Origin of the sequence: Cereibacter ovatus, assembly GCF_900207575.1 — a bacterium.
Taxonomy (GTDB): Bacteria; Pseudomonadota; Alphaproteobacteria; order Rhodobacterales; family Rhodobacteraceae; genus Cereibacter_A; species Cereibacter_A ovatus.
Map to the genome: position 1 here is coordinate 1 of NZ_OAOQ01000015.1, position 18406 is coordinate 18406.

Here is an 18406-nt window from a genome sequence, read left to right on the forward strand (position 1 = left end):
ACGAGTGATCGCCTGAAGCGTGATCTCGCGGTAGAAGCCCTGCGCCGTGCTCTCGTGGCTCGCAACCCTGCGCCGGGATTGGTCCACCATTCCGACCGCGGATCGCAATACTGCTCGGTCGACTATCAGGCCCTGCTCCGCAAACGCGGCATCCTGATCTCAATGAGCGGGCGCGGGAACTGCTACGTATGCGCCGTTTCCGTCCCATTGATTTCGCCGGTTCCCGAGCGCTGACCGAGAGGCGAGTCTTGCTCTGAGGTTTCAGAGAGGCACGGCGATGGCGGATGGTGGAGAGGGATTTGGCGGCCGGATCGAGGTGGTCCGGCGCACGCGTGGATATCGGCGCTGGCCTGACGAGGTGGAAGGTCCTGGGCGCACTTCGCGAGCCTGATCGGCACCTGCAAGATGAACGGGGTCGAGCCCTACGCCTACCTCGTCGATCTCTTCACCCGGCTCGCCAACGGCCACCACGACAAGGACATCGACGCGCTGATGCCGTGGGCCTATATCCCGGCTGCTCCAGCCGAGACGGCCTCAATTCCCGGGAAATGACCTCATCCGGGAGTCCCCGATGAGCTCAAATGAGCCCAACAATCAGCGGACGCCGATCTCCGGCGCCACACCCGGCGACACCGCAAGCGAAACTTCAATGGGGCGGAGACGTCGGATACACTGCTACGACAACTCGATGGTGGAAACGTTCTTCAAGACCATCAAGTCAGAGCTCATCTGGCCAGTCGCATGGCAATCCCGCCAGCGGGCCGAAAACGCCGTCGCCAGATACATCGACGGGTTCTATAACCCCGTCAGGCGACATTCATCGCCCGGCTTCCAGAGCCCCATCGCCTTCGAGCGAAAGGTTCGCGAAGTGAGCTAAACACTCTCCACAAAAGGCGGGCAAGTCCAATCAGCCTTCTGCCCGGCAAGCGCCGATCACCACACACAGTTCTGAGTGTCGCATTCCCAAACTTATCGGATCGTCGTGCCAAGCCGGCCCAGGCGTTCGACTTCCCCGGGGCGCAGTCACGCCACCTGTCCCGCAGCCCATCCCGAGGACCAGGCCCATTGGAAGTTGTAGCCGCCAAGCCAGCCGGTCACATCCACCACTTCGCCCACGAAGAACAACCCCGGCTGCGTGCGGGCCTGAAGCGTGCGGGCATCGAGATGGCGGGTATCGACGCCGCCCAGCGTGACCTCGGCGGTGCGGAAGCCTTCGGTGCCCACAGGGCGCATGTCCCAGGCCGTGACCGCCTGCGCCAGCCGGTCGATCGCGGCGTTCGACTGGGCGGCCAGCGGCCCGTCGATTCCGGCCCGCGCTTCCAGATGCCGCGCAAGGCGTTCGGGCAGGATCTGCGCCAGCACCGTGCGCGGTGCGCTGCGGCCCGATGCGACCCGCGCCTGCCGCAACAGTGCCGCGACGTCGGTGCCGGGCGCCAGCGACAGACGCAGCGCCATGCCCTCGCGCCAGTAAGAGCTGATCTGAAGGATCGCTGGCCCCGACAGCCCGCGATGGGTGAACAGCACCGCCTCGTCAAAGCTGGTGTTGGCGGCACTGACACGTGCCGGGACCGCAATGCCGGCCAGCGCCTTCAGCCCTGCAAGTTCCTGTTCGGCGAAGGTCAGTGGCACCAGCGCGGGCCGGGTCTCGACCACGGGCAGACCGAAGCTTTCCGCGATGCGATAGCCATAGCCGGTGGCGCCCATCTTCGGGATCGACTTGCCCCCGGTGGCGATGACGACCGAGGCGGCGCTGACCGGCCCGCGTGAGGTCTCGACCACGAATCCCCCCGCCTCGCGCCGCACCTCGCCCGGTTCGGTCGCAAGGCGCAGATCCACCCCTGCCTCGCGCATCTGGCGCACCAGCAGGTCGACGATCTGCGTGGCAGAGCCGTCGCAGAACAACTGCCCCAGCGTCTTTTCGTGCCAGGCGATTCCCGCGGCATCAAGTCTTGCGATGAAATCCCATTGTGTGAACCGCTTCAGCGCCGACAGGGCGAAGCGCGGATTCTGTGACAGGAACCGCTCTGGCGCGATGTTGAGGTTGGTGAAATTGCACCTCCCCCCGCCCGAGATGCGGATCTTCTCGCCCGGGGCGCGGGCGTGGTCGATGACCAGCACACGGCGCCCCCTGCGGCCTGCCTCGATGGCGCAGAACATGCCCGCAGCCCCTGCCCCAAGGATCACGACGTCGAAATTTTCCATACCCTTCCATAGCTTGCGCCCCGTTTCCCGGCAATGCGAGAAATCTGCGATCAGCCTCTTGCAGCGGCCGGAAGCCTTCGCTAAACAGCGCCTCAGATGGGGCGTCGCCAAGTGGTAAGGCAGCGGTTTTTGGTACCGCCATTCGTTGGTTCGAATCCAGCCGCCCCAGCCATCGTTTGCGACGCAGGTTATCCAACCCTTCCCGTCGCTGTTGGGGCGTCGCCAAGTGGTAAGGCAGCGGTTTTTGGTACCGCCATTCGTTGGTTCGAATCCAGCCGCCCCAGCCAATCCTTCCGTTTTCCCGGTTTGCTGAGTTCTGGAACGATCCACAGACCATGCCCGAGCCGTTTGGCGAAAGGGCCGGTCCGCGTTCCGTGAGGGGTCAGAACTCGACCCCCGGCTGCGCCTTGATCCCGGCCCGGAACGGGTGCTTCACGGCTGCCATTTCGGTCACCAGATCGGCGGCCTCGATCAGGTCGGGCCTCGCGTTGCGGCCGGTCAGAACGACATGGGTCATCGCCGGCTTCTCATCACGCAGGAAGGCCAGCACCTCGTCCAGATCCAGATATTCATAGCGCAGCGCGATGTTGATTTCATCCAGCAACACCATGCGGATGGCAGGATCCCGGATCAGCTCTTTCGCCTTGGCCCAGCCGGCGCGGGCGGCGGCAATGTCGCGGTCGCGGTCCTGGGTTTCCCAGGTAAAGCCTTCGCCCATGGCGTGAAACTGGCAGAGGTCTCCGAAATGGCTGGTCAGCAGCCGACGCTCGCCGGTGTCCCAGGCGCCCTTGATGAACTGGACCACGGCGCAGGGCATGCCATGCGCGATGCAGCGCAGGATCATCCCGAACCCGGATGAGGACTTGCCCTTGCCCGCCCCGGTATGGACGATCACAAGGCCCTTCTCATCGGTCTTTTCCGCCATCATCCGGTCGCGGGCGGCCTTGATCTTGGCCTTCTTCTCGGCGTGGCGCTGGTTATCGTTCATGTCTCGGTCCTATCTGCACGATCTGGCCGGCCGGCACGATCCGGGCCCGGGGGCCGGAAAAGACGGGCCGCTGCGGCGGGTGAAACAGCGTGGGCACATACCCCCAAAGGAAGACAAGCCAGCCCGCACACCACAGCCCTGCCGCCAGCGAGACGGCATCGCCCGGCAGAAGCGGCGTCGCCAGCCGCACCAGCGCCGCCGCCCAGACCAGCGCGAAGGCCGCCAGCATCGAGCCGCGCGCCCGCAGCGGCCCGCCATCGCGCGGCGCGGCCGCACGGGCGGCCAGCGACAGGATCATCCCCGACATCGCCCCCATGGTCAGCGCATGCAGGGCATCCATCTCGGCGATCGGCAGCAGGCCCAGCCGCGCCAGCCCCACCAGCACCAGACCCACCGCAAGCCAGCCAAAGGTGGCATGCAACAGCAACAAAAGCGGGTTCCGCCGCGCCGCCCAGCCGCGCCACCGCACCAGCCGGGCGCCCTGCGCCACCCCCGCCCCGATCAGCGCCAAGGCCGAGACCAGCTCTTCGCCGGCGAAGGTCAGCGCCAGCGCCAGCCACAACAGCCCCAGCGCGGTCCAGCCCGCCACCGGCCCCGGGGCCGGATCGGGCGCGGCAAGTCCGGTCTGCCGCATCCAGTTCAGCGTGAAGGCCGGCACCATCCGCCCGGCGATGATCGAGATCTTGATGGCGAAGAACATCCAGCCCACCCGCACCATCACCGTGCTGTCGGGCAGTGCTCCGGTCAGGGCCGCGCGCAGATACAGCGCCTCGGCCGCGCCGAAGGCCAGAATTCCGGCGGCAAAGCCCAGCTTGCCCCAGCGTCGCGCGGTCGCCGCCTCGCGCGCAAGAATCGCCGCAAGCAGCAGGAAATAGGCCACCGCCATGGGCTGGATCAGCCAGACCGGCGTGTCTGGCCACAGCCCCACCGCCACCAGCGCAAGCCGGCCCAGAAGCCACAGCCCGACCAGCGCCATCAAGAGGCGCCCCGCGACCGGATCGCTGCCTCTGCGCCAGCCCATCGCCGCGGTCAGGAAATACCCCCCCACCGCGGCCGAACCCAGGCCAAACAGCATCTCGTGCCCGTGCCACAGGCCCCAACTGCCAAGGACGGGGGCAGCCACCCCCATGGCCTCGCCCCAGTGCCACCAGATCAGCGCCAGCAGTGCCCAGATCCCCGCCGCCAGAAACAGCGGTCGGTGCGGTGCATGCCAGATCGAGGCGGTCTTGGCCATCCGGAACCCTTTGCGAAGGCCCCTGTTCTGCCTGCTTCGGCGAAGGATGTGAAGCCCGGCCCGTATTCGCGTCCCGTCCAGCGGGGCGGCGGCTTGACAAGGGCCCGGTTTTTCACCACCACTCGGCCCGCGCTGGTTCCTGTCGTTCGTGACAGGCGAAGAGGGAATGCCCAAGCGGCAGCCGCCCCCGCGACCGTGACCGGAAAGGTCGCCCGATCCACTGGCCCTGCAAAGGCCGGGAAGGGGGGCGCCCGCTGGGCCATCCGGCCCTGAATCCGCAAGCCGGGAGACCTGCCAGCGCCGAGACTGACGGGCGGACGGGGTGTTCCGCGACCTGTGGACCGGGGTGCTTCCTGTGCAGCACCTTATTCGCCGGACCGCCTGCGCGCGCCCCATGCCCCTGTATGAAGGGATGGCCGATGACGGTGACGCTTCACGTCTGCACCACTTGCCGCGCGGGTCAGCCCGTGGTCGAAGGCATGCCCCTGCCCGGCGCCCGGCTGCATGCGGCGCTGGCCGCCGCCGCGCCGGAAGGGCTGCGGGTCGAAGCGGTCGAATGTCTTTCGGCCTGTGCGCAGGGGTGCGCCGTGGCGCTGTCGGCGCCCGGCCGCTGGTCCTATGTCTATGGCCGGCTGACCGAGGGCCACACCCCCGACATCCTTGCCGGTGCCGCCGCCTATGCCTCGGCGCCCGATGGCCTTGTGCCATGGCGCGAGCGGCCCGAGATCTTTCGCAAGCAGTCGCTTGCCCGCATTCCCCCCACCCGCATTCCCCCGATCGGAGACACCCCATGACCGACCTTGCGAAGATCCCAGTCACGGTGATCACCGGCTTTCTTGGCGCCGGCAAGACCACGCTGATCCGGCACCTGATGCAGAACCCCGGCGGGCGGCGGCTGGCGGTGCTGGTCAATGAATTCGGCACCGTGGGCGTCGATGGCGACCTGATCCGCGCCTGCGCCGACGAGAACTGCCCCGATGAGGCGATCGTGGAGCTGGCCAACGGCTGCCTGTGTTGCACCGTGGCCGACGAATTCATCCCCACGATCGAGGCGCTGATGGCGCTGCCCCGGCGTCCCGACCATATCCTGATCGAAACCTCGGGGCTGGCGCTGCCCAAGCCGCTTCTGAAGGCGTTTGACTGGCCGGCGATCCGGTCGCGCATCACCGTGGATGGCGTGATTGCGCTGGCCGATGCCGAAGCGGTGGCCGCGGGCCGCTTTGCCCCCGATACCGGGGCGGTGGCGGCGCAGGCGCTTGCCGAAGGCGCCGATCACGAAACCCCGCTGTCCGAGGTGTTCGAGGATCAGCTGGCCTGTGCCGATCTTGTGCTGCTGACCAAGGCCGATCTGGCGGGCGAGGCCGGCCTTGCCGCTGCCCGCGCCGTCGTCGTGGCGGAATCGCCTCGCCCGATCCCGATCCTTGCCGTCACCGAAGGCGCCATTGATCCGCAGGTGATCCTTGGCCTTGCCGCCGCGGCCGAGGACGACCTTGCCGCCCGCCCCTCGCACCATGACGGCGCCGAGGATCACGAACACGACGATTTCGCCTCGGCGGTGATCGACCTGCCCGAGATCGCCGGCCCCGAAGCCCTTGCCGAGGCCATCCGCGCGCTGGCGCGCGACCGCCGCGTGTTGCGCGTGAAGGGTCATGTCGCCGTGGCGGGCAAGCCGATGCGGCTGCTGGTGCAGGCGGTGGGCGAGCGGGTGCGCTATCAGTATGACCGACCGTGGCCGGCCAGCCGCGAAAGCCGCCTTGTGGTGATCGCCGAAGCCGCCGACATCGACGAGGCTGCGATCCGGGCCGATCTTCTGGCACGGGTTGGTGGCTGATGCACGTCATCTTCCGCGAAAGTCACGGGCTGGATGAGACCGCGACGCCGTTCGATCCGGGGCAGACGCCGGCGGATCTGGTGGTGCTGACGTTCTCGGACAGCGATCTGGGCGCTTTCGCGGCGGGCTGGCACCGGGCGAAGGGGGGCCTGCCCTCGCTTCGGCTGCTGAACCTTGTGGCGCTGCGGCATCCGCTGTCGGTCGATACCTATGCGGAAACGGTGCTGGCCCACGCGAAGGCCATCCTGATCCGGTTGATCGGCGGCGAAAGCTACTGGGCCTATGGTCTGGCCGAGGTGCAGGATCTGTGCCGGCGCCGCGGCATCGCGCTGGCGGTGCTGCCCGCGGACGGACGCGAAGACCCCGGCCTTGATGCGCTGTCCACGCTGCCCGTCTCGACGCTGCGGCGGCTGTCGGCGCTGTGCGATGCCGGGGGCGCGGTGGCGGCGCAGGCGGCACTGGCGCAACTGGCGCTGGCGGCGGGGCTTTATGCCGGGCCGGTGATGGGCGACAAACGCGTGCCCGACTGCGGCTGGTATGACCCCGACCGCGGCGTGATCGCGCAGCCGGCGCCGGGCGGCTTCGTCGTCACCTTCTATCGCAGCTATCTGACCGCCGCCGACACCGCGCCGGTGGATGCGCTGATTTTCGCGCTTCGTGAACGGGGCTTTGCCGCCCATGGCCTTTTTGCGCCCTCGCTGAAGGCGCCCGGCGTGCCCGCGTGGATCTCGGCGCAGCTGGCCGATGCCGCGCCGCGGGCGATCGTGAATGCCACCGCCTTTTCCGCCAAGGGGCCGCAGGGATCGCCGCTGGACGGCCCCGGCTGCCCGGTGTTTCAGGTGGCGCTGTCCACTGCCCGTCGCCGCGACTGGCACGGGGCCGAGCGTGGCCTGTCGCCCGCCGATCTGGCCATGCATGTGGTGCTGCCCGAGGTCGACGGGCGTATCTTTGCCGGTGTCATCAGCTTCAAGTCTCCGGGTCGGCGCGACCCCGACCTACAGTTTTCCCGCTTCGCCCATCGCCCCGATCCCCAGCGCATCGCCGCAGTGGCCGACCGGGTGGTGGCATGGGACCGGCTGCGCGGGACCACCGCGGCCGAGCGGCGTCTTGCCGTGGTGCTGTCCACCTATCCCGGCCGCCCGGACCAGATCGCCCATGCCGTGGGTCTCGACGCGCCCGCCTCGGCCGAGGCGCTGCTGGCGGCGCTTGGCGCCGAAGGCTATGCCACCGCCCCCGGCGAGGGACTGACCGACGCCCTGCTGTCGTCGCGTGAAAGCTGGCCGCTGGCGGCCTATCGGGCCGCGCTTGCGACCCTGCCGGCACCGCTGCAATTCGCGCTTCGTGAAACCTGGGGCGAGCCCGAGGCCGATCCGGCCTGCCGCGACGGCGCATTTCACTTTGCCGCCACGCGCCGCGGAAACGTGCTGGCGGCGCTTCAGCCCGAACGCGGCACCGCCGCCGACCGCGACGGCGACTATCACGACCTGTCACGCGTGCCGCGGCACGGCTATGTCGCCTTTTATCTGTGGCTTCGGGCGCAGGGCATTCATGCGCTGGTTCATATGGGTGCGCATGGCACGCTGGAATGGCTGCCGGGCAAGGCCGTCGCCCTGTCGGATGCCTGCTGGCCCGAGGCGCTGACCGGCGCCCTGCCCGTCATCTATCCCTTCATCGTCAACGATCCCGGAGAGGCCGCGCAGGCCCGCCGCCGCATTGGCGCGGTGACGCTGGGCCATCTGCCGCCGCCCTTGCGCGATGCGGCCCTGCCCGACGGGCTGGCCCGGCTGGAACGGCTGCTGGACGAATATTCCACCGCCGACGGGCTTGATCCCGCCCGCCGCAACCGCCTGATCGCCGCGATCCGCGACGAGGCCCGCGCCGCTGGCGTCGAGGATGATCTGGGCCTGCCCGCTGACGCCACCCCCGCCGAGGCGATCACCCGCATCGACCGCTTCGTCTGCGACCTGAAGGAAAGCCGCTATGGCGCGGGGCTGCACATCTACGGGCAGGCCGAGGGCGAGATGGCGGGCCTTCTGGCCGCGCTTGACGGCCGGCGGGTGGCGGCCGGCCCCTCGGGCTCGCCCCATCGGGGGCGGTCGGATGTGCTGCCGACGGGCCGCAACCTCTTTTCGGTCGATCCCCGCGCGGTGCCCTCGCGCGCGGCGCACGCGCAGGGGGTGAAGCTGGCCGAGGAACTGTTGCGGCGCCACCTTCAGGATCAGGGCGACTGGCCGAAGGGGCTGGTGGTGGATCTGTGGGGTTCGGCCTCGATGCGGACGGCGGGCGAGGAATTCGCCATGGCGCTGCATCTGGCGGGCCTTGCCCCGCGCTGGGACGACGGATCCGAGAGGGTCACGGGCGTAGAGATCCTGCCACTTGCGTTGCTGGGGCGGCCGCGGATCGACGTGACGCTGCGGGTGTCGGGGCTGTTTCGCGACATCTTCCCGACACTGGCGCAACTGTTCGAAACCGGCGCCGAGGCGCTGGCCGCCCGCGATGAGACCCCCGAGGATAACCCCTATCTGCGCCCCGCCGCGCGGGTGTTCGGGCCGAAGCCCGGGCTTTATGGTCTTGGCATCGACACCACGCCCCTTGGCGATGAAGCCCGCGCCGATGCGGGCGAGGCATGGATTGCGGGATCATCCTGGGCGATCGGCGCCGATGGCGTTCCGCACCCCGCGCGCGATGCGCTGGAAGACCGGCTGCGCGGCGCCGATGCCTTCGCCCACATGCAGGATCTGGCCGAAACCGACCTGCTGATGGCGCCCGATTTCGCCGCCCATCACGGCGGATTCGCCGCGGCGCTGGCACGGCTGGGGCGACAGGCTGCGCTTTATCACCTGGACACCACGCGGCCCGACGATCCCCGCGCCCGCAGCCTGTCCGAGGAACTGGCCCGCACCGTCCGCGCGCGGGTCGCTGATCCGGGCTGGGCCGATGGCATGATGCGCCACGGTTTCCGCGGCGCGGCCGAGATCGCGGCCTCGGTCCACAATCTGGCGGCCTTTGCGCAGCTGACGCGCGCGGTGCCCGACCATCTGATCGACCTCTGCTTCGAGGCGACGCTTCAGCGCGACGACCTTGTGGCCTTCATGGCGCGCGAGAATCCGGCCGCGCTCGACGCGCTGCGCGAGCGGTTCCACGCCCTTGCAGTGGCGGGGCTTTGGCACACCCGCCGCAATTCCATCGCCGCCCTTCTGTCCCACGAGGCCCCATGACGCCCCACATTTACGAAACCGACGGCGCCGCGATCTATCGCCAGTCCTTTGCCACCATCCGCGCCGAGGCCGATCTGGCTCGCTTCACCCCCGAGGAAGAGGTGGTGGTGGTGCGCATGATCCATGCCGCCGGCATGGTCGGGCTGGAAGCCCATGTCCGATTTACCCCCGGCATGGCGGTCGCGGCGCGGGCCGCGCTGGAAGCCGGCGCACCCATCCTGTGCGATGCGCGCATGGTCAGCGAAGGCATCACCCGCGCCCGGCTGCCGGCAGACAATGCGGTGATCTGCACCTTGCATGACCCGGCGGTGCCGGCGCTGGCACAGCGGATGTCCACCACCCGTTCGGCCGCGGCGCTGGAAATGTGGCGCCCGCATCTGGCCGGTGCGGTGGTGGCGATCGGCAATGCGCCGACCGCGCTCTTTCACCTGCTGAACATGCTGGAAGATCCCGCCTGCCCGCGGCCTGCGGCGATCATCGGCTGCCCGGTGGGCTTCGTCGGGGCCGCCGAATCGAAGGATGCGCTGATGGCGGCGCCACCCTGCCCCTCGGTGATCGTCGCGGGGCGTCTGGGCGGCTCGGCCATCACGGTTGCGGCTGTCAACGCGCTGGCCAGCCGGGTGGAATGATGGGACGGATCATCTGTGCGGGCCTTGGCCCCGGCGACCCCGATCTTCTCAGCGTCAAGTCCGACCGGCTGATCCGGCAGGCCACGCGGATCGCCTATTTCCGCAAGGCCGGCCGCGCCGGTCAGGCCCGAAGCATCGTCGAGGGGATGCTGCGCCCCGATGTGATCGAGCATCCGATGGATTACCCGGTCACCACCGAAATTCCCTTTGACCATCCCGACTACAACCGGATCCTGGCGGCGTTCTACGACGACTGGGCCGACCGTCTGGCGGTGCTGGCCGAAACCGGCGATGTCGTGGTGCTGTGCGAGGGTGACCCGCTGTTCTACGGCTCGTTCATGCATCTGCATAGCCGGCTTCAGCGCCGGGTGCAGGTCGAGATCGTGCCTGGCATCCCGGGCATGGTGGGGTGCTGGAATGCGGCCGATCTGCCGATCACCTGGGGCGATGATGTGCTGTCGGTGCTGGCCGGCACCCTGCCCGAGGACGAGCTTGCCCGCCATGCCGCGGCGGCCGATGCGCTGGTGGTGATGAAGACGGGTCGCAACCTGCCCAAGGTGCGGCGCGCACTGGCCACCGCGGGCCGGCTGGCGGATGCCTGGCTGGTCGAACGCGGCACCATGCCCGGCCAGCGCGTCCTGCGTCTGGCCGAGGTCGAGGGGCAGGATTGCCCCTATTTCGCCATCGTCCTTGTCCCCGGACAGGGCCGCCGGCCCGAGGCCGCGGAATGACCGGCTGGCTGGTTGTCGCGGGCCTTGGCCCCGGGTCCGAGGCGCTGGTGACGCCCGAGGTGTCGGCCGCGCTGGCCGAGGCCACCGATATCGTCGGCTATATTCCCTATGTCGCGCGGGTGGCGGCGCGGCCGGGGCTGCGGCTGCACCCGTCCGATAACCGGGTCGAGGTCGAACGCGCGACGGCCGCGCTGGAGATGGCGGCCGCGGGGCGGCGGGTGGTCGTGGTCTCGTCGGGTGATCCGGGGGTGTTTGCCATGGCCTCGGCCCTGTTCGAGGCGCTCGAGTCCCGACCCGACTGCCACGCGCTGGAGATCCGCATCCTGCCCGGCATCACCGCGATGCTGGCGGCGGCGGCCGCGGCGGGTGCGCCGCTGGGGCATGATTTCTGCGCCATCAACCTGTCGGACAATCTGAAACCCTGGGCGCTGATCGAACGGCGCCTGCGGCTGGCGGCCGAGGCCGATCTGGCGATGGCCTTCTACAATCCGCGGTCGAAGTCGCGCCCGGAAGGGTTTGACAAGGTTCTGCAAATCCTGCGTGACGCCTGCGGCGGCGAAAGGCTGATCACCTTCGCCCGCGCGGTTTCAACCCCCGATCAGCGGATCGAGACGGTGACGCTGGCCGAGGCCCGCCCCGAAATGGCGGACATGCGCACCGTGGTTCTGCTGGGCAATTCGGCAACGCGCCGGGTGGGGCCCTGGGTCTACACCCCCAGGTTTGCGGGATGACCCAGCCAGCGCAGCACGGCCGCGGGTGTCTCGGCGCGCGGCCGGTCGGGGATTTCCGGCCGGTCGATCAGGATCACCGGCAGGCCAAGCGCGCGCGCGGCGTCCAGTTTGGCCCGCGCGCCCTCGCCGCCCGCATTCTTGGCCACGACGATCCGCGTGCCATGGTCCCGCATCAGCGCAAGGTCGTCCTGAAGCGTGAAGGGGCCGCGGGCGATCACCGCCTGTGCCTGCGGCAGCGGCAGCGCCTGCGGCGGATCGACCAGACGCAGCAGGTAATGGTGCTGCGGATGGTCCGCGAAGGCCTGAAGATGTTGGCGGCCGATGGCCAGAAACACCCGCGTCTGTGCCTCGGGCAAGGCGCGGGCGGCGGCGGTGATGTCGTGAACATGGCGCCACTGATCGCCCGGCCCCGCGCGCCAAGGCGCACGTTCCAGCGCAATCAGCGCGGTGCGGGTTTCGGCACAGGCGAGGGTCGCGTTCCGGCTCATCTGTGCGGCGAAGGGGTGGGTCGCGTCGATCACATGGCTGATGCCCTCGGCGCGCAGAAAGGCGGCCAGCCCCTCGGCGCCGCCAAAACCGCCGACGCGCATCGGCAGCGGCTGGGCCACCGGCGCCGCGGTGCGCCCGGCATAGGAAAAGAGCGCCGCAAGGCCGGCCTCGGCCAGCGCGCGAGCCATGCGGCTGGCCTCGGTCGTGCCGCCCAGAAGGAGGATGCGCATGGCTGAACCCTGGCTGTCGATCATCGGTCTGGGCGAAGATGGACCGACTGGGTTGACGGATGCAAGCCGCGCCGCGCTGGCGGCGGCCGAGGTCGTGGTGGGTGGCCCGCGCCACCTTGCGCTGGTGGATGCGGGCGCGCGGGGGATCGCCTGGCCGGTGCCCTTCGACGTGGCGCCGGTGCTGGCGCTGCGGGGGCGGCGGGTCGCGGTGCTGGCCTCGGGCGATCCGTTCTGGCATGGCGCGGGCGGCAGTCTGGTGGCGCATCTGGCGCCCGGTGAATGGCGGTGCTTCCCGGTGCCGGGGGTGATGTCGCTGGCGGCGGCGCGGTTGGGCTGGCGGCTGGAGGATGTCGCCTGCCTTGGTCTGCACGCCGCCCCGTTCGAACGGCTGGTCCCGCATCTGGACGAGGGCTTCCGCGCGATCTGCACATTGCGCGATGGCGCGGCGCCGCGGGCGCTGGCGGACTGGCTGGTGGCGCAGGGCTGGGGCGCCACGCGGCTTTGGGTGATGGAGTCCCTTGGCAGCCCGCGCGAACGGCTGCGCGAGGTGCGGGCAGCCGATTTCGCGCTTGCGGATGTGGCGGCGCCGGTCGCGGTGGCGCTGGCGGCCGCGGGCGGGCCGGCCCTGCCCCGCACCCCCGGCCTGCCCGACGCGGGCTTTGCCCATGACGGCCAGATCACCAAGGCGCCGGTTCGGGCGCTGACGCTGGCGGCACTTGCGCCGCGGGCGGGGGAACTGCTGTGGGATCTGGGCGGCGGCTCGGGGTCGGTTTCGGTGGAATGGTGTCTGGCGGGCGGGCGGGCGGTGTCGGTCGAGGCGCGGCCCGACCGCGCCGCCAACATCCGCGAGAACGCCCGCCGCTTCGGGCTGACCGACCGGCTGACGGTGATCGAGGGCCGCTCGGCCGAGGTCATCCCGACCCTTCCCCCGCCCGATGCGATCTTTGTCGGCGGTGGCTTTGATGCGGCGCTGTTTGCGCGCCTGCCGCAGGCCGCGCGGCTGGTCGTCAATGCCGTGACGCTGGAGACCGAGGCGCTGGTGCTGGATCTGCACGCCCGACACGGGGGCAATCTGTTGCGGATCGAACTGGCCCGGGCCGCGCCCCTTGGGCGGATGCACGGCTGGGACACCGCCCGGCCCGTCGTGCAATGGAGCCGCACGCCATGATCGTGGCCGGACTGGGCTTTCGCAGCACGGCCACGGATGCCGATCTGGCCGCGGCGCTGGCCTTGGCCGGGCAGGCGCCCGACCGGCTGGCCACGCTTGACGCCAAGGCCGGGGCGCTGGCCACACTGGCGCGGCGGTTGGGCCTGCCGGTCGTGGGCGTGGCCGAGGCGGCGGTGCGCGGGCAGGTCACGCCCACCCGCTCGGCCCGGATCGAGGCGCGGTTCGGCACCGGATCGCTGGCCGAGGCGGTGGCGCTGGTGGCCGCCGGCCCCGGCGCGCGGCTGATCGGGCCGCGGATCAAGGCCGGGCCGGTAACGGTGGCGCTGGCCGCGACGAACGAACATTCAGGACTGCAAGACATGAAGGACAGCGCGCAATGACCGTGCATTTCATCGGAGCGGGGCCCGGGGCGCCCGACCTTATCACCCTGCGCGGGCGCGATCTGATCGCGGCCTCGCCGGTCTGCCTTTATGCCGGCTCGCTGGTGCCTGAAGGGGTGCTTGCGCATTGCCCGGCGGGGGCGCGGATCGTGAACACGGCGCCGATGAGCCTTGATGCGATCATCGACGAGATCGCCGCCGCCCATGCCGAGGGCAAGGATGTGGCGCGGCTGCATTCGGGCGATCTGTCGGTCTGGTCCGCGATGGGGGAACAATTACGCCGCCTGCGCGCCCTTGGCATTCCCTATGACGTGACGCCGGGGGTGCCGTCCTTTGCCGCGGCCGCCGCCACGCTGGGGGCGGAACTGACGCTGCCGGGGGTGGCGCAATCGGTGGTGTTGACGCGAACCTCGGGCCGCGCCTCGCCCATGCCCGCGGGCGAGCAGCTTTCGGCCTTTGCCGCGACCGGCGCGGTGCTGGCCATTCATCTCTCGATCCATGTGCTGGATCAGGTGCTGGCTGACCTGCTGCCGCATTACGGCGCGGATTGCCCGGTGGCGGTGGTCTGGCGCGCCAGCTGGCCTGACGAGCGGGTGGTGCGTGCGACGCTGGGCACCTTGCAGGCGGCCCTTGGCGCCGAGTTGGAACGCACGGCGCTGATCCTTGTCGGCCGCAGCCTTGGCGCCGAGGATTTCGCGGAAAGCCGGCTTTATGCTGGCGATTACGACCGCCGCTATCGTCCCGTCGGCACCGCGCCGCGCTTTCCGGAGAGCGCATGACCGGCTTTGTCTCGTTCGTCTCGTCGGGTCCGGGCGACCCCGAACTTCTGACCCTGAAGGCGGTGGATCGGCTGGCCCGCGCCGATGCGGTGCTGTTTGACGACCTGTCCGCGGGGCCGATCCTTGCCCATGCGCGCGAAGGGGCGGATCTGGTTGGCGTGGGCAAGCGCGCCGGCCGCGCCTCTCCGAAGCAGGATCATGTCAGCCGGCTGCTAGTGGATTACGCGCAGACCGGCGCGCGGGTGGTGCGGCTGAAATCGGGCGATTCGGGCCTGTTCGGCCGGCTCGAGGAAGAAATCACCGCCCTGTCCGCGGCCGGGATCGGCTATGAGATCATCCCCGGCGTGCCATCGGCCTGTGCGGCGGCGGCGGCGGCGGGTATCCCGCTGACACGCCGGCTGACCGCGCGGCGGGTGCAGTTCCTGACCGGCGCCGATGTGACGGGCGGTCTGCCCGATCAGAACATGGCGGCGCTGGCCGATCCGGCGGCGACCACCGTGGTCTTCATGGGCAAGCGCACCTTTCCGGCGCTGGCCGGGGCGCTGCTGGCTGCGGGCCTGCCTGGCGACACGCCGGCGCTGCTGGCCGAGGGGATCTCGACCCCGGCCCAGCGGATCTGGCGCGGCACCATCGCCACGCTGGTCGACGCGCTTGGGAACGCCAGCGATGCGCCGGCGCTGATCCTTTATGGTCCCTTGGCCGAGGATGCCCGCGATGCATGAGTTGATCCTGATCGGCATCGGCACCGGCAATCCCGATCACCTGACGCGGCAGGGCGAGGCCGCCATGCAACAGGCCGATCTGATCCTTGTGCCGCGCAAGGGGCCGGACAAGGCCGATCTGGCCGATCTGCGGCGGGCGATCTGCGCCCGCGTCGCCCCCGCTGTGCCGGTGGCCGAGTTCGACCTGCCGGTGCGCGATGCCGCCAACCCCGATTACCGTCATGGGGTGGATGACTGGCATGACGCCATCGCCCTCGCCTGGGCCGCGGCGGCGGGCAGTGCCAGCCGCGTGGCGCTGCTGGTCTGGGGCGATCCGTCGCTTTACGATTCCACCCTGCGGATCGCCGGCCGGCTGTCGCCCCCGCCGCGCCTGCGGGTGGTGCCGGGCATCACCGCCATTCAGGCGCTGTGCGCGGCCCATGCCATCGCGCTGAACGAGATCGGCGCGCCGGTCGTCATCACCACCGGCCGGCGTCTGCGCGACGAAGGCTGGCCGCCGGGCGCCGACCGGATCGTGGTCATGCTGGACGGCGACTGCGCCTTTCGCACGCTGGACCCGCAGGGGCTGCGGATCTGGTGGGGCGCCTATGTCGGAATGACCGAGGAACTGCTGATTTCGGGCGATCTGGCCGAGGCCGGTCCGCGGATCGTGACCCTGCGCGCCGAGGCGCGGGCGCGTCATGGCTGGATCATGGACATTTACCTGCTGGATCGCCGCCCTACGGCCGAAGGCTGACAGGGCGGTTGACCGGCGAGAGGTGCGGGGCGCATCTTTCCCCGGCCCCGGCCCCGGCCCCGGCCCCGGCCCCGGCCCCGGCCCCGGCCCCGGCCCCGGCCCCGGCCCCGGCCCCGGCCCCGGCCCCGGCCCCTGATTGACGGCCAGCGCCGGGCCATCGAACGGCCCGGCGACCTTGGTCATGGCGGCCCGGCTGTGCCATGGGCACCCGCGGCCACTGGTCCGACGGGCGTGACCCTTTCAGTAGCCGGCCTGCAATTCCGTGCCGACTTTTGCTGCGTGAAAGCTGGCCTGCAATTCCGCGCCGACTTTTGATGCGCGTATCGCAGGCCAGAGGCACGGATGGATCGAAAGTTGCATGGCCCCCGCATCGACAGCCACAGCACCCGCGCCGCGCGGGTCGGAGATACACCATGTTCCCCATTCCGCGCCTGACCTACGAGATGCTGGCCACCATGATGCCCGCGCCCATCCTGACCTTCTGGTATCATCCCGCACCCATCGGCCTGTTCGGCTGAGGCAAGGGACGGATCGGCGCCTTAGCGCAGCGCCAATGCCTCGGACAGCACTGTGCGCACCGCGTCGGGCGGCACGTCTTCGGCCACGAAGGCCGATCCGATGCCGCGGGCCAGAATGAAGCGCAACCGGCCGTCCATCACCTTCTTGTCCTGCGCCATCAGCGCCAAAAGGCCCTCGGCATCGGGGAGATCGCCTGGAATGTCGCGCAGATCCACCTTCATGCCCATCGCGCGCAGATGGGCGCGCAGCCGGCTGGGCGCCTCTTGCGCGCACAGGCCCATGCGTTGCGACAGCTCGAACGCCAGCGCACAGCCGATGGCCACCCCCTCGCCATGCAGCAGGCGGTCGGAATAGCCCGTGGCCTTTTCCAGCGCGTGACAGAAGGTGTGGCCAAGGTTCAGCAGCGCGCGGTCGCCTTCTTCGGTCTCGTCGCGGGCCACGATCTCGGCCTTCATCTCGACCGAGCGGCGCACCGCGCGCTGGCGGGCCTCGGGGTCATGTGCAAGCCGGGGGCCTGCGTCTTCAAGCCAGTCATAGAAGGCGGCATCGCCCAGAAGGCCGTATTTCACCACCTCGCCATAGCCGGCAAGGAAATCGCGGGCGGGCAGCGTGTCCAGCACGTCGATATCGGCCAGAACCAGCGACGGCTGATGGAAGGCGCCGACAAGGTTCTTGCCCTGCGCGGTGTTGATGCCGGTCTTGCCGCCCACAGAACTGTCGACCTGCGCCAGAAGCGTGGTCGGCACCTGAACGAAGCGCACGCCACGGCGCAGGACGGCCGCGGCAAAGCCTGCCAGATCGCCGATCACGCCGCCGCCCAGGGCCACCACCATGTCGCGACGCTCGACCTTCTGTTCCAGCAGCCATTCGACGGCACGCGCGAACTGCGGCCAGCCCTTGGTCGCCTCGCCCGCCGGCAGCGCCAGCGCCGAGGACGCGATGCCCGCAGCCGAAAGCGCCTGCTGGAACGGTGCCAGATGCAGGGCGGCCACCGTTTCGTCGGTCAGGATCGCCACCTGCGGCCGGCGCAGCAGCGGCGCCATGTGATCGCCCGCCCGGGCGATCAGGCCCTGCCCGATCCGCACCTCATAGGCGCGTTCGCCCAGTTCGACCCGCACGCAATCCATCGTCATTCCCTGTCTCCCAGCACATCGGGCCGTGTTGCCAACGCCTGTTGCACCCGCGCCGCCATCTGCTCCACCGAGCAGTCGAGCGCGCTTTCCACCACCAGATCGGCCAGCGCGTAGACCGGCTCGCGCGCGGCCAGCAATGTCTGAAGCGTTTCGCGCGGGCGGGGCGTGCGCAACAGGGGGCGGGTGGATTTGTGGCGCACCCGCTGCCACAGCACCTCGAGATCGGCTTTCAGCCAGACCGAGACGCCCTGTTCATGGATCATCCGGCGGTTCGGCTCGGCCATGAAGGCACCGCCGCCGGTGGACAGCACGCAGGGTTTGCCGCGCAACAGCCGCGACAACACCTGACTTTCCTTCTCGCGGAAGAATGGCTCGCCGTCGCGCTCGAAGATCTCGGCGATGCTGCGGTTGGCGGCGCGTTCGATCTCTTCGTCCGAATCGACGAAGGGCACGCCAAGCGCGCGGGCAAGCGCAGTGCCCACCGCGGTCTTGCCGGCGCCCATCATGCCGACCATCACCACCGTTTTCTTCAGAAGCGCCATCGTCTCCTGTCACCCTGCGGGCGCGGTTCCGCCCTTTCCCGAACTTTGTTGCCTGAATGGCGTGAAGTCGGCGGGAATGCCATATATATTCGACGCTGGACACCCCTGCCGGCCGCATCCGCGATGCGGGACGGGCGGGGCAAG

At 69.8% G+C, this 18406-nt stretch carries 17 protein-coding genes, 2 tRNA genes, 3 pseudogenes and 1 riboswitch; of the genes and pseudogenes, 16 read left to right on the forward strand and 6 right to left on the reverse strand.

What is annotated here, in order from left to right; genetic code table 11:
* The 3 pseudogenes from CRO07_RS13720 to CRO07_RS13735 form a co-directional block, all read left to right on the forward strand.
* Positions 1–186 (forward strand): annotated as a pseudogene (locus CRO07_RS13720) (DDE-type integrase/transposase/recombinase); the annotation flags it as partial.
* A 171-nt stretch (positions 187–357) separates the two neighbouring features.
* Positions 358–552: pseudogene (locus CRO07_RS13730) on the forward strand (transposase domain-containing protein); the annotation flags it as partial.
* A gap of 118 nt (positions 553–670) precedes the next feature.
* A pseudogene (locus CRO07_RS13735) lies at positions 671–877 on the forward strand (IS3 family transposase); the annotation flags it as partial.
* A gap of 146 nt (positions 878–1023) precedes the next feature.
* On the opposite strand, the gene CRO07_RS13740 reads toward CRO07_RS13735, so the two are convergent.
* On the reverse strand, positions 1024–2202 hold the full coding sequence (locus CRO07_RS13740) for a BaiN/RdsA family NAD(P)/FAD-dependent oxidoreductase (protein WP_097031251.1): 1179 nt from the start codon (positions 2200–2202) through the stop codon (positions 1024–1026).
* A gap of 97 nt (positions 2203–2299) precedes the next feature.
* On the opposite strand from CRO07_RS13740, the gene CRO07_RS13745 reads away from it, so the two are divergent.
* Together CRO07_RS13745 and CRO07_RS13750 are read left to right on the forward strand one after the other, a co-directional pair.
* A tRNA-Gln gene (locus CRO07_RS13745) sits at positions 2300–2374 on the forward strand.
* A 40-nt stretch (positions 2375–2414) separates the two neighbouring features.
* Positions 2415–2489, forward strand: a tRNA-Gln gene (locus tag CRO07_RS13750).
* Between the two features lie 95 nt (positions 2490–2584).
* Here CRO07_RS13750 and cobO read toward each other — a convergent pair.
* Both cobO and CRO07_RS13760 read right to left on the reverse strand, forming a co-directional pair.
* Complete coding sequence (gene cobO, locus CRO07_RS13755) at positions 2585–3190, reverse strand: cob(I)yrinic acid a,c-diamide adenosyltransferase (RefSeq protein WP_097031252.1); 606 nt, start codon at positions 3188–3190, stop codon at positions 2585–2587.
* On the reverse strand, positions 3180–4424 hold the full coding sequence (locus CRO07_RS13760; protein ID WP_097031253.1) for an NnrS family protein: 1245 nt from the start codon (positions 4422–4424) through the stop codon (positions 3180–3182). The genes cobO and CRO07_RS13760 overlap by 11 nt, the downstream gene beginning before the upstream one ends.
* A 116-nt stretch (positions 4425–4540) precedes the next feature.
* Positions 4541–4737: riboswitch (cobalamin riboswitch) on the forward strand.
* A 106-nt stretch (positions 4738–4843) separates the two neighbouring features.
* On the opposite strand from CRO07_RS13760, the gene CRO07_RS13765 reads away from it, so the two are divergent.
* From CRO07_RS13765 to cobJ, 6 genes are read left to right on the forward strand one after another with little or no spacing between them, the layout of a single operon-like run.
* Positions 4844–5218 (forward strand): DUF1636 family protein, encoded by a 375-nt coding sequence (locus tag CRO07_RS13765; protein WP_097031254.1) that lies wholly within the window; start codon positions 4844–4846, stop codon positions 5216–5218.
* Complete coding sequence (cobW, locus tag CRO07_RS13770) at positions 5215–6255, forward strand: cobalamin biosynthesis protein CobW (protein ID WP_097031255.1); 1041 nt, start codon at positions 5215–5217, stop codon at positions 6253–6255. The genes CRO07_RS13765 and cobW overlap by 4 nt, the downstream gene beginning before the upstream one ends.
* Positions 6255–9473: a cobaltochelatase subunit CobN gene (gene cobN, locus CRO07_RS13775; RefSeq protein WP_097031256.1), complete on the forward strand. Its 3219-nt coding sequence runs from the start codon at positions 6255–6257 to the stop codon at positions 9471–9473. The genes cobW and cobN overlap by 1 nt, the downstream gene beginning before the upstream one ends.
* A complete protein-coding gene (locus CRO07_RS13780) occupies positions 9470–10102 on the forward strand; it encodes a precorrin-8X methylmutase (RefSeq protein ID WP_097031257.1) in 633 nt (210 codons plus the stop codon). Before cobN ends, CRO07_RS13780 begins: the two co-directional genes overlap by 4 nt.
* On the forward strand, positions 10102–10833 hold the full coding sequence (locus CRO07_RS13785; RefSeq protein WP_176504578.1) for a precorrin-2 C(20)-methyltransferase: 732 nt from the start codon (positions 10102–10104) through the stop codon (positions 10831–10833). The genes CRO07_RS13780 and CRO07_RS13785 overlap by 1 nt, the downstream gene beginning before the upstream one ends.
* On the forward strand, positions 10830–11564 hold the full coding sequence (cobJ, locus tag CRO07_RS13790; protein ID WP_097031259.1) for a precorrin-3B C(17)-methyltransferase: 735 nt from the start codon (positions 10830–10832) through the stop codon (positions 11562–11564). Before CRO07_RS13785 ends, cobJ begins: the two co-directional genes overlap by 4 nt.
* On the opposite strand, the gene CRO07_RS13795 is transcribed toward cobJ, so the two are convergent.
* Positions 11540–12283 carry a cobalt-precorrin-6A reductase gene (locus CRO07_RS13795; protein ID WP_097031260.1) on the reverse strand — a complete coding sequence of 248 codons (744 nt, stop codon included), beginning with the start codon at positions 12281–12283 and terminating at the stop codon, positions 11540–11542. The genes cobJ and CRO07_RS13795 overlap by 25 nt on opposite strands.
* Here CRO07_RS13795 and cbiE point away from each other — a divergent pair.
* The 5 genes from cbiE to cobF are packed head-to-tail and all read left to right on the forward strand — an operon-like array spanning position 12282 to position 16068.
* Positions 12282–13451 carry a precorrin-6y C5,15-methyltransferase (decarboxylating) subunit CbiE gene (gene cbiE / locus CRO07_RS13800; RefSeq protein WP_097031261.1) on the forward strand — a complete coding sequence of 390 codons (1170 nt, stop codon included), beginning with the start codon at positions 12282–12284 and terminating at the stop codon, positions 13449–13451. The genes CRO07_RS13795 and cbiE overlap by 2 nt on opposite strands.
* Positions 13448–13831 carry a cobalamin biosynthesis protein gene (locus CRO07_RS13805; protein ID WP_097031320.1) on the forward strand — a complete coding sequence of 128 codons (384 nt, stop codon included), beginning with the start codon at positions 13448–13450 and terminating at the stop codon, positions 13829–13831. Before cbiE ends, CRO07_RS13805 begins: the two co-directional genes overlap by 4 nt.
* Positions 13828–14610: a precorrin-4 C(11)-methyltransferase gene (gene cobM / locus CRO07_RS13810; protein ID WP_097031262.1), complete on the forward strand. Its 783-nt coding sequence runs from the start codon at positions 13828–13830 to the stop codon at positions 14608–14610. Before CRO07_RS13805 ends, cobM begins: the two co-directional genes overlap by 4 nt.
* Positions 14607–15332, forward strand: a complete 726-nt coding sequence (gene cobA / locus CRO07_RS13815) for a uroporphyrinogen-III C-methyltransferase (RefSeq protein ID WP_097031263.1) — start codon at positions 14607–14609, stop codon at positions 15330–15332. The genes cobM and cobA overlap by 4 nt, the downstream gene beginning before the upstream one ends.
* The gene (cobF, locus tag CRO07_RS13820; protein ID WP_097031264.1) at positions 15325–16068 is read left to right on the forward strand and encodes a precorrin-6A synthase (deacetylating); all 744 of its coding nucleotides are present in this window, start codon (positions 15325–15327) and stop codon (positions 16066–16068) included. The genes cobA and cobF overlap by 8 nt, the downstream gene beginning before the upstream one ends.
* A 539-nt stretch (positions 16069–16607) precedes the next feature.
* Here the strand turns inward: cobF and aroB are convergent.
* Positions 16608–17720, reverse strand: a complete 1113-nt coding sequence (aroB, locus tag CRO07_RS13835; protein ID WP_097031266.1) for a 3-dehydroquinate synthase — start codon at positions 17718–17720, stop codon at positions 16608–16610.
* Positions 17717–18262, reverse strand: coding sequence for a shikimate kinase (locus CRO07_RS13840; protein ID WP_097031267.1), 546 nt, complete (start codon positions 18260–18262; stop codon positions 17717–17719). Before CRO07_RS13840 ends, aroB begins: the two co-directional genes overlap by 4 nt.
* Positions 18263–18406 lie beyond the last annotated feature (144 nt).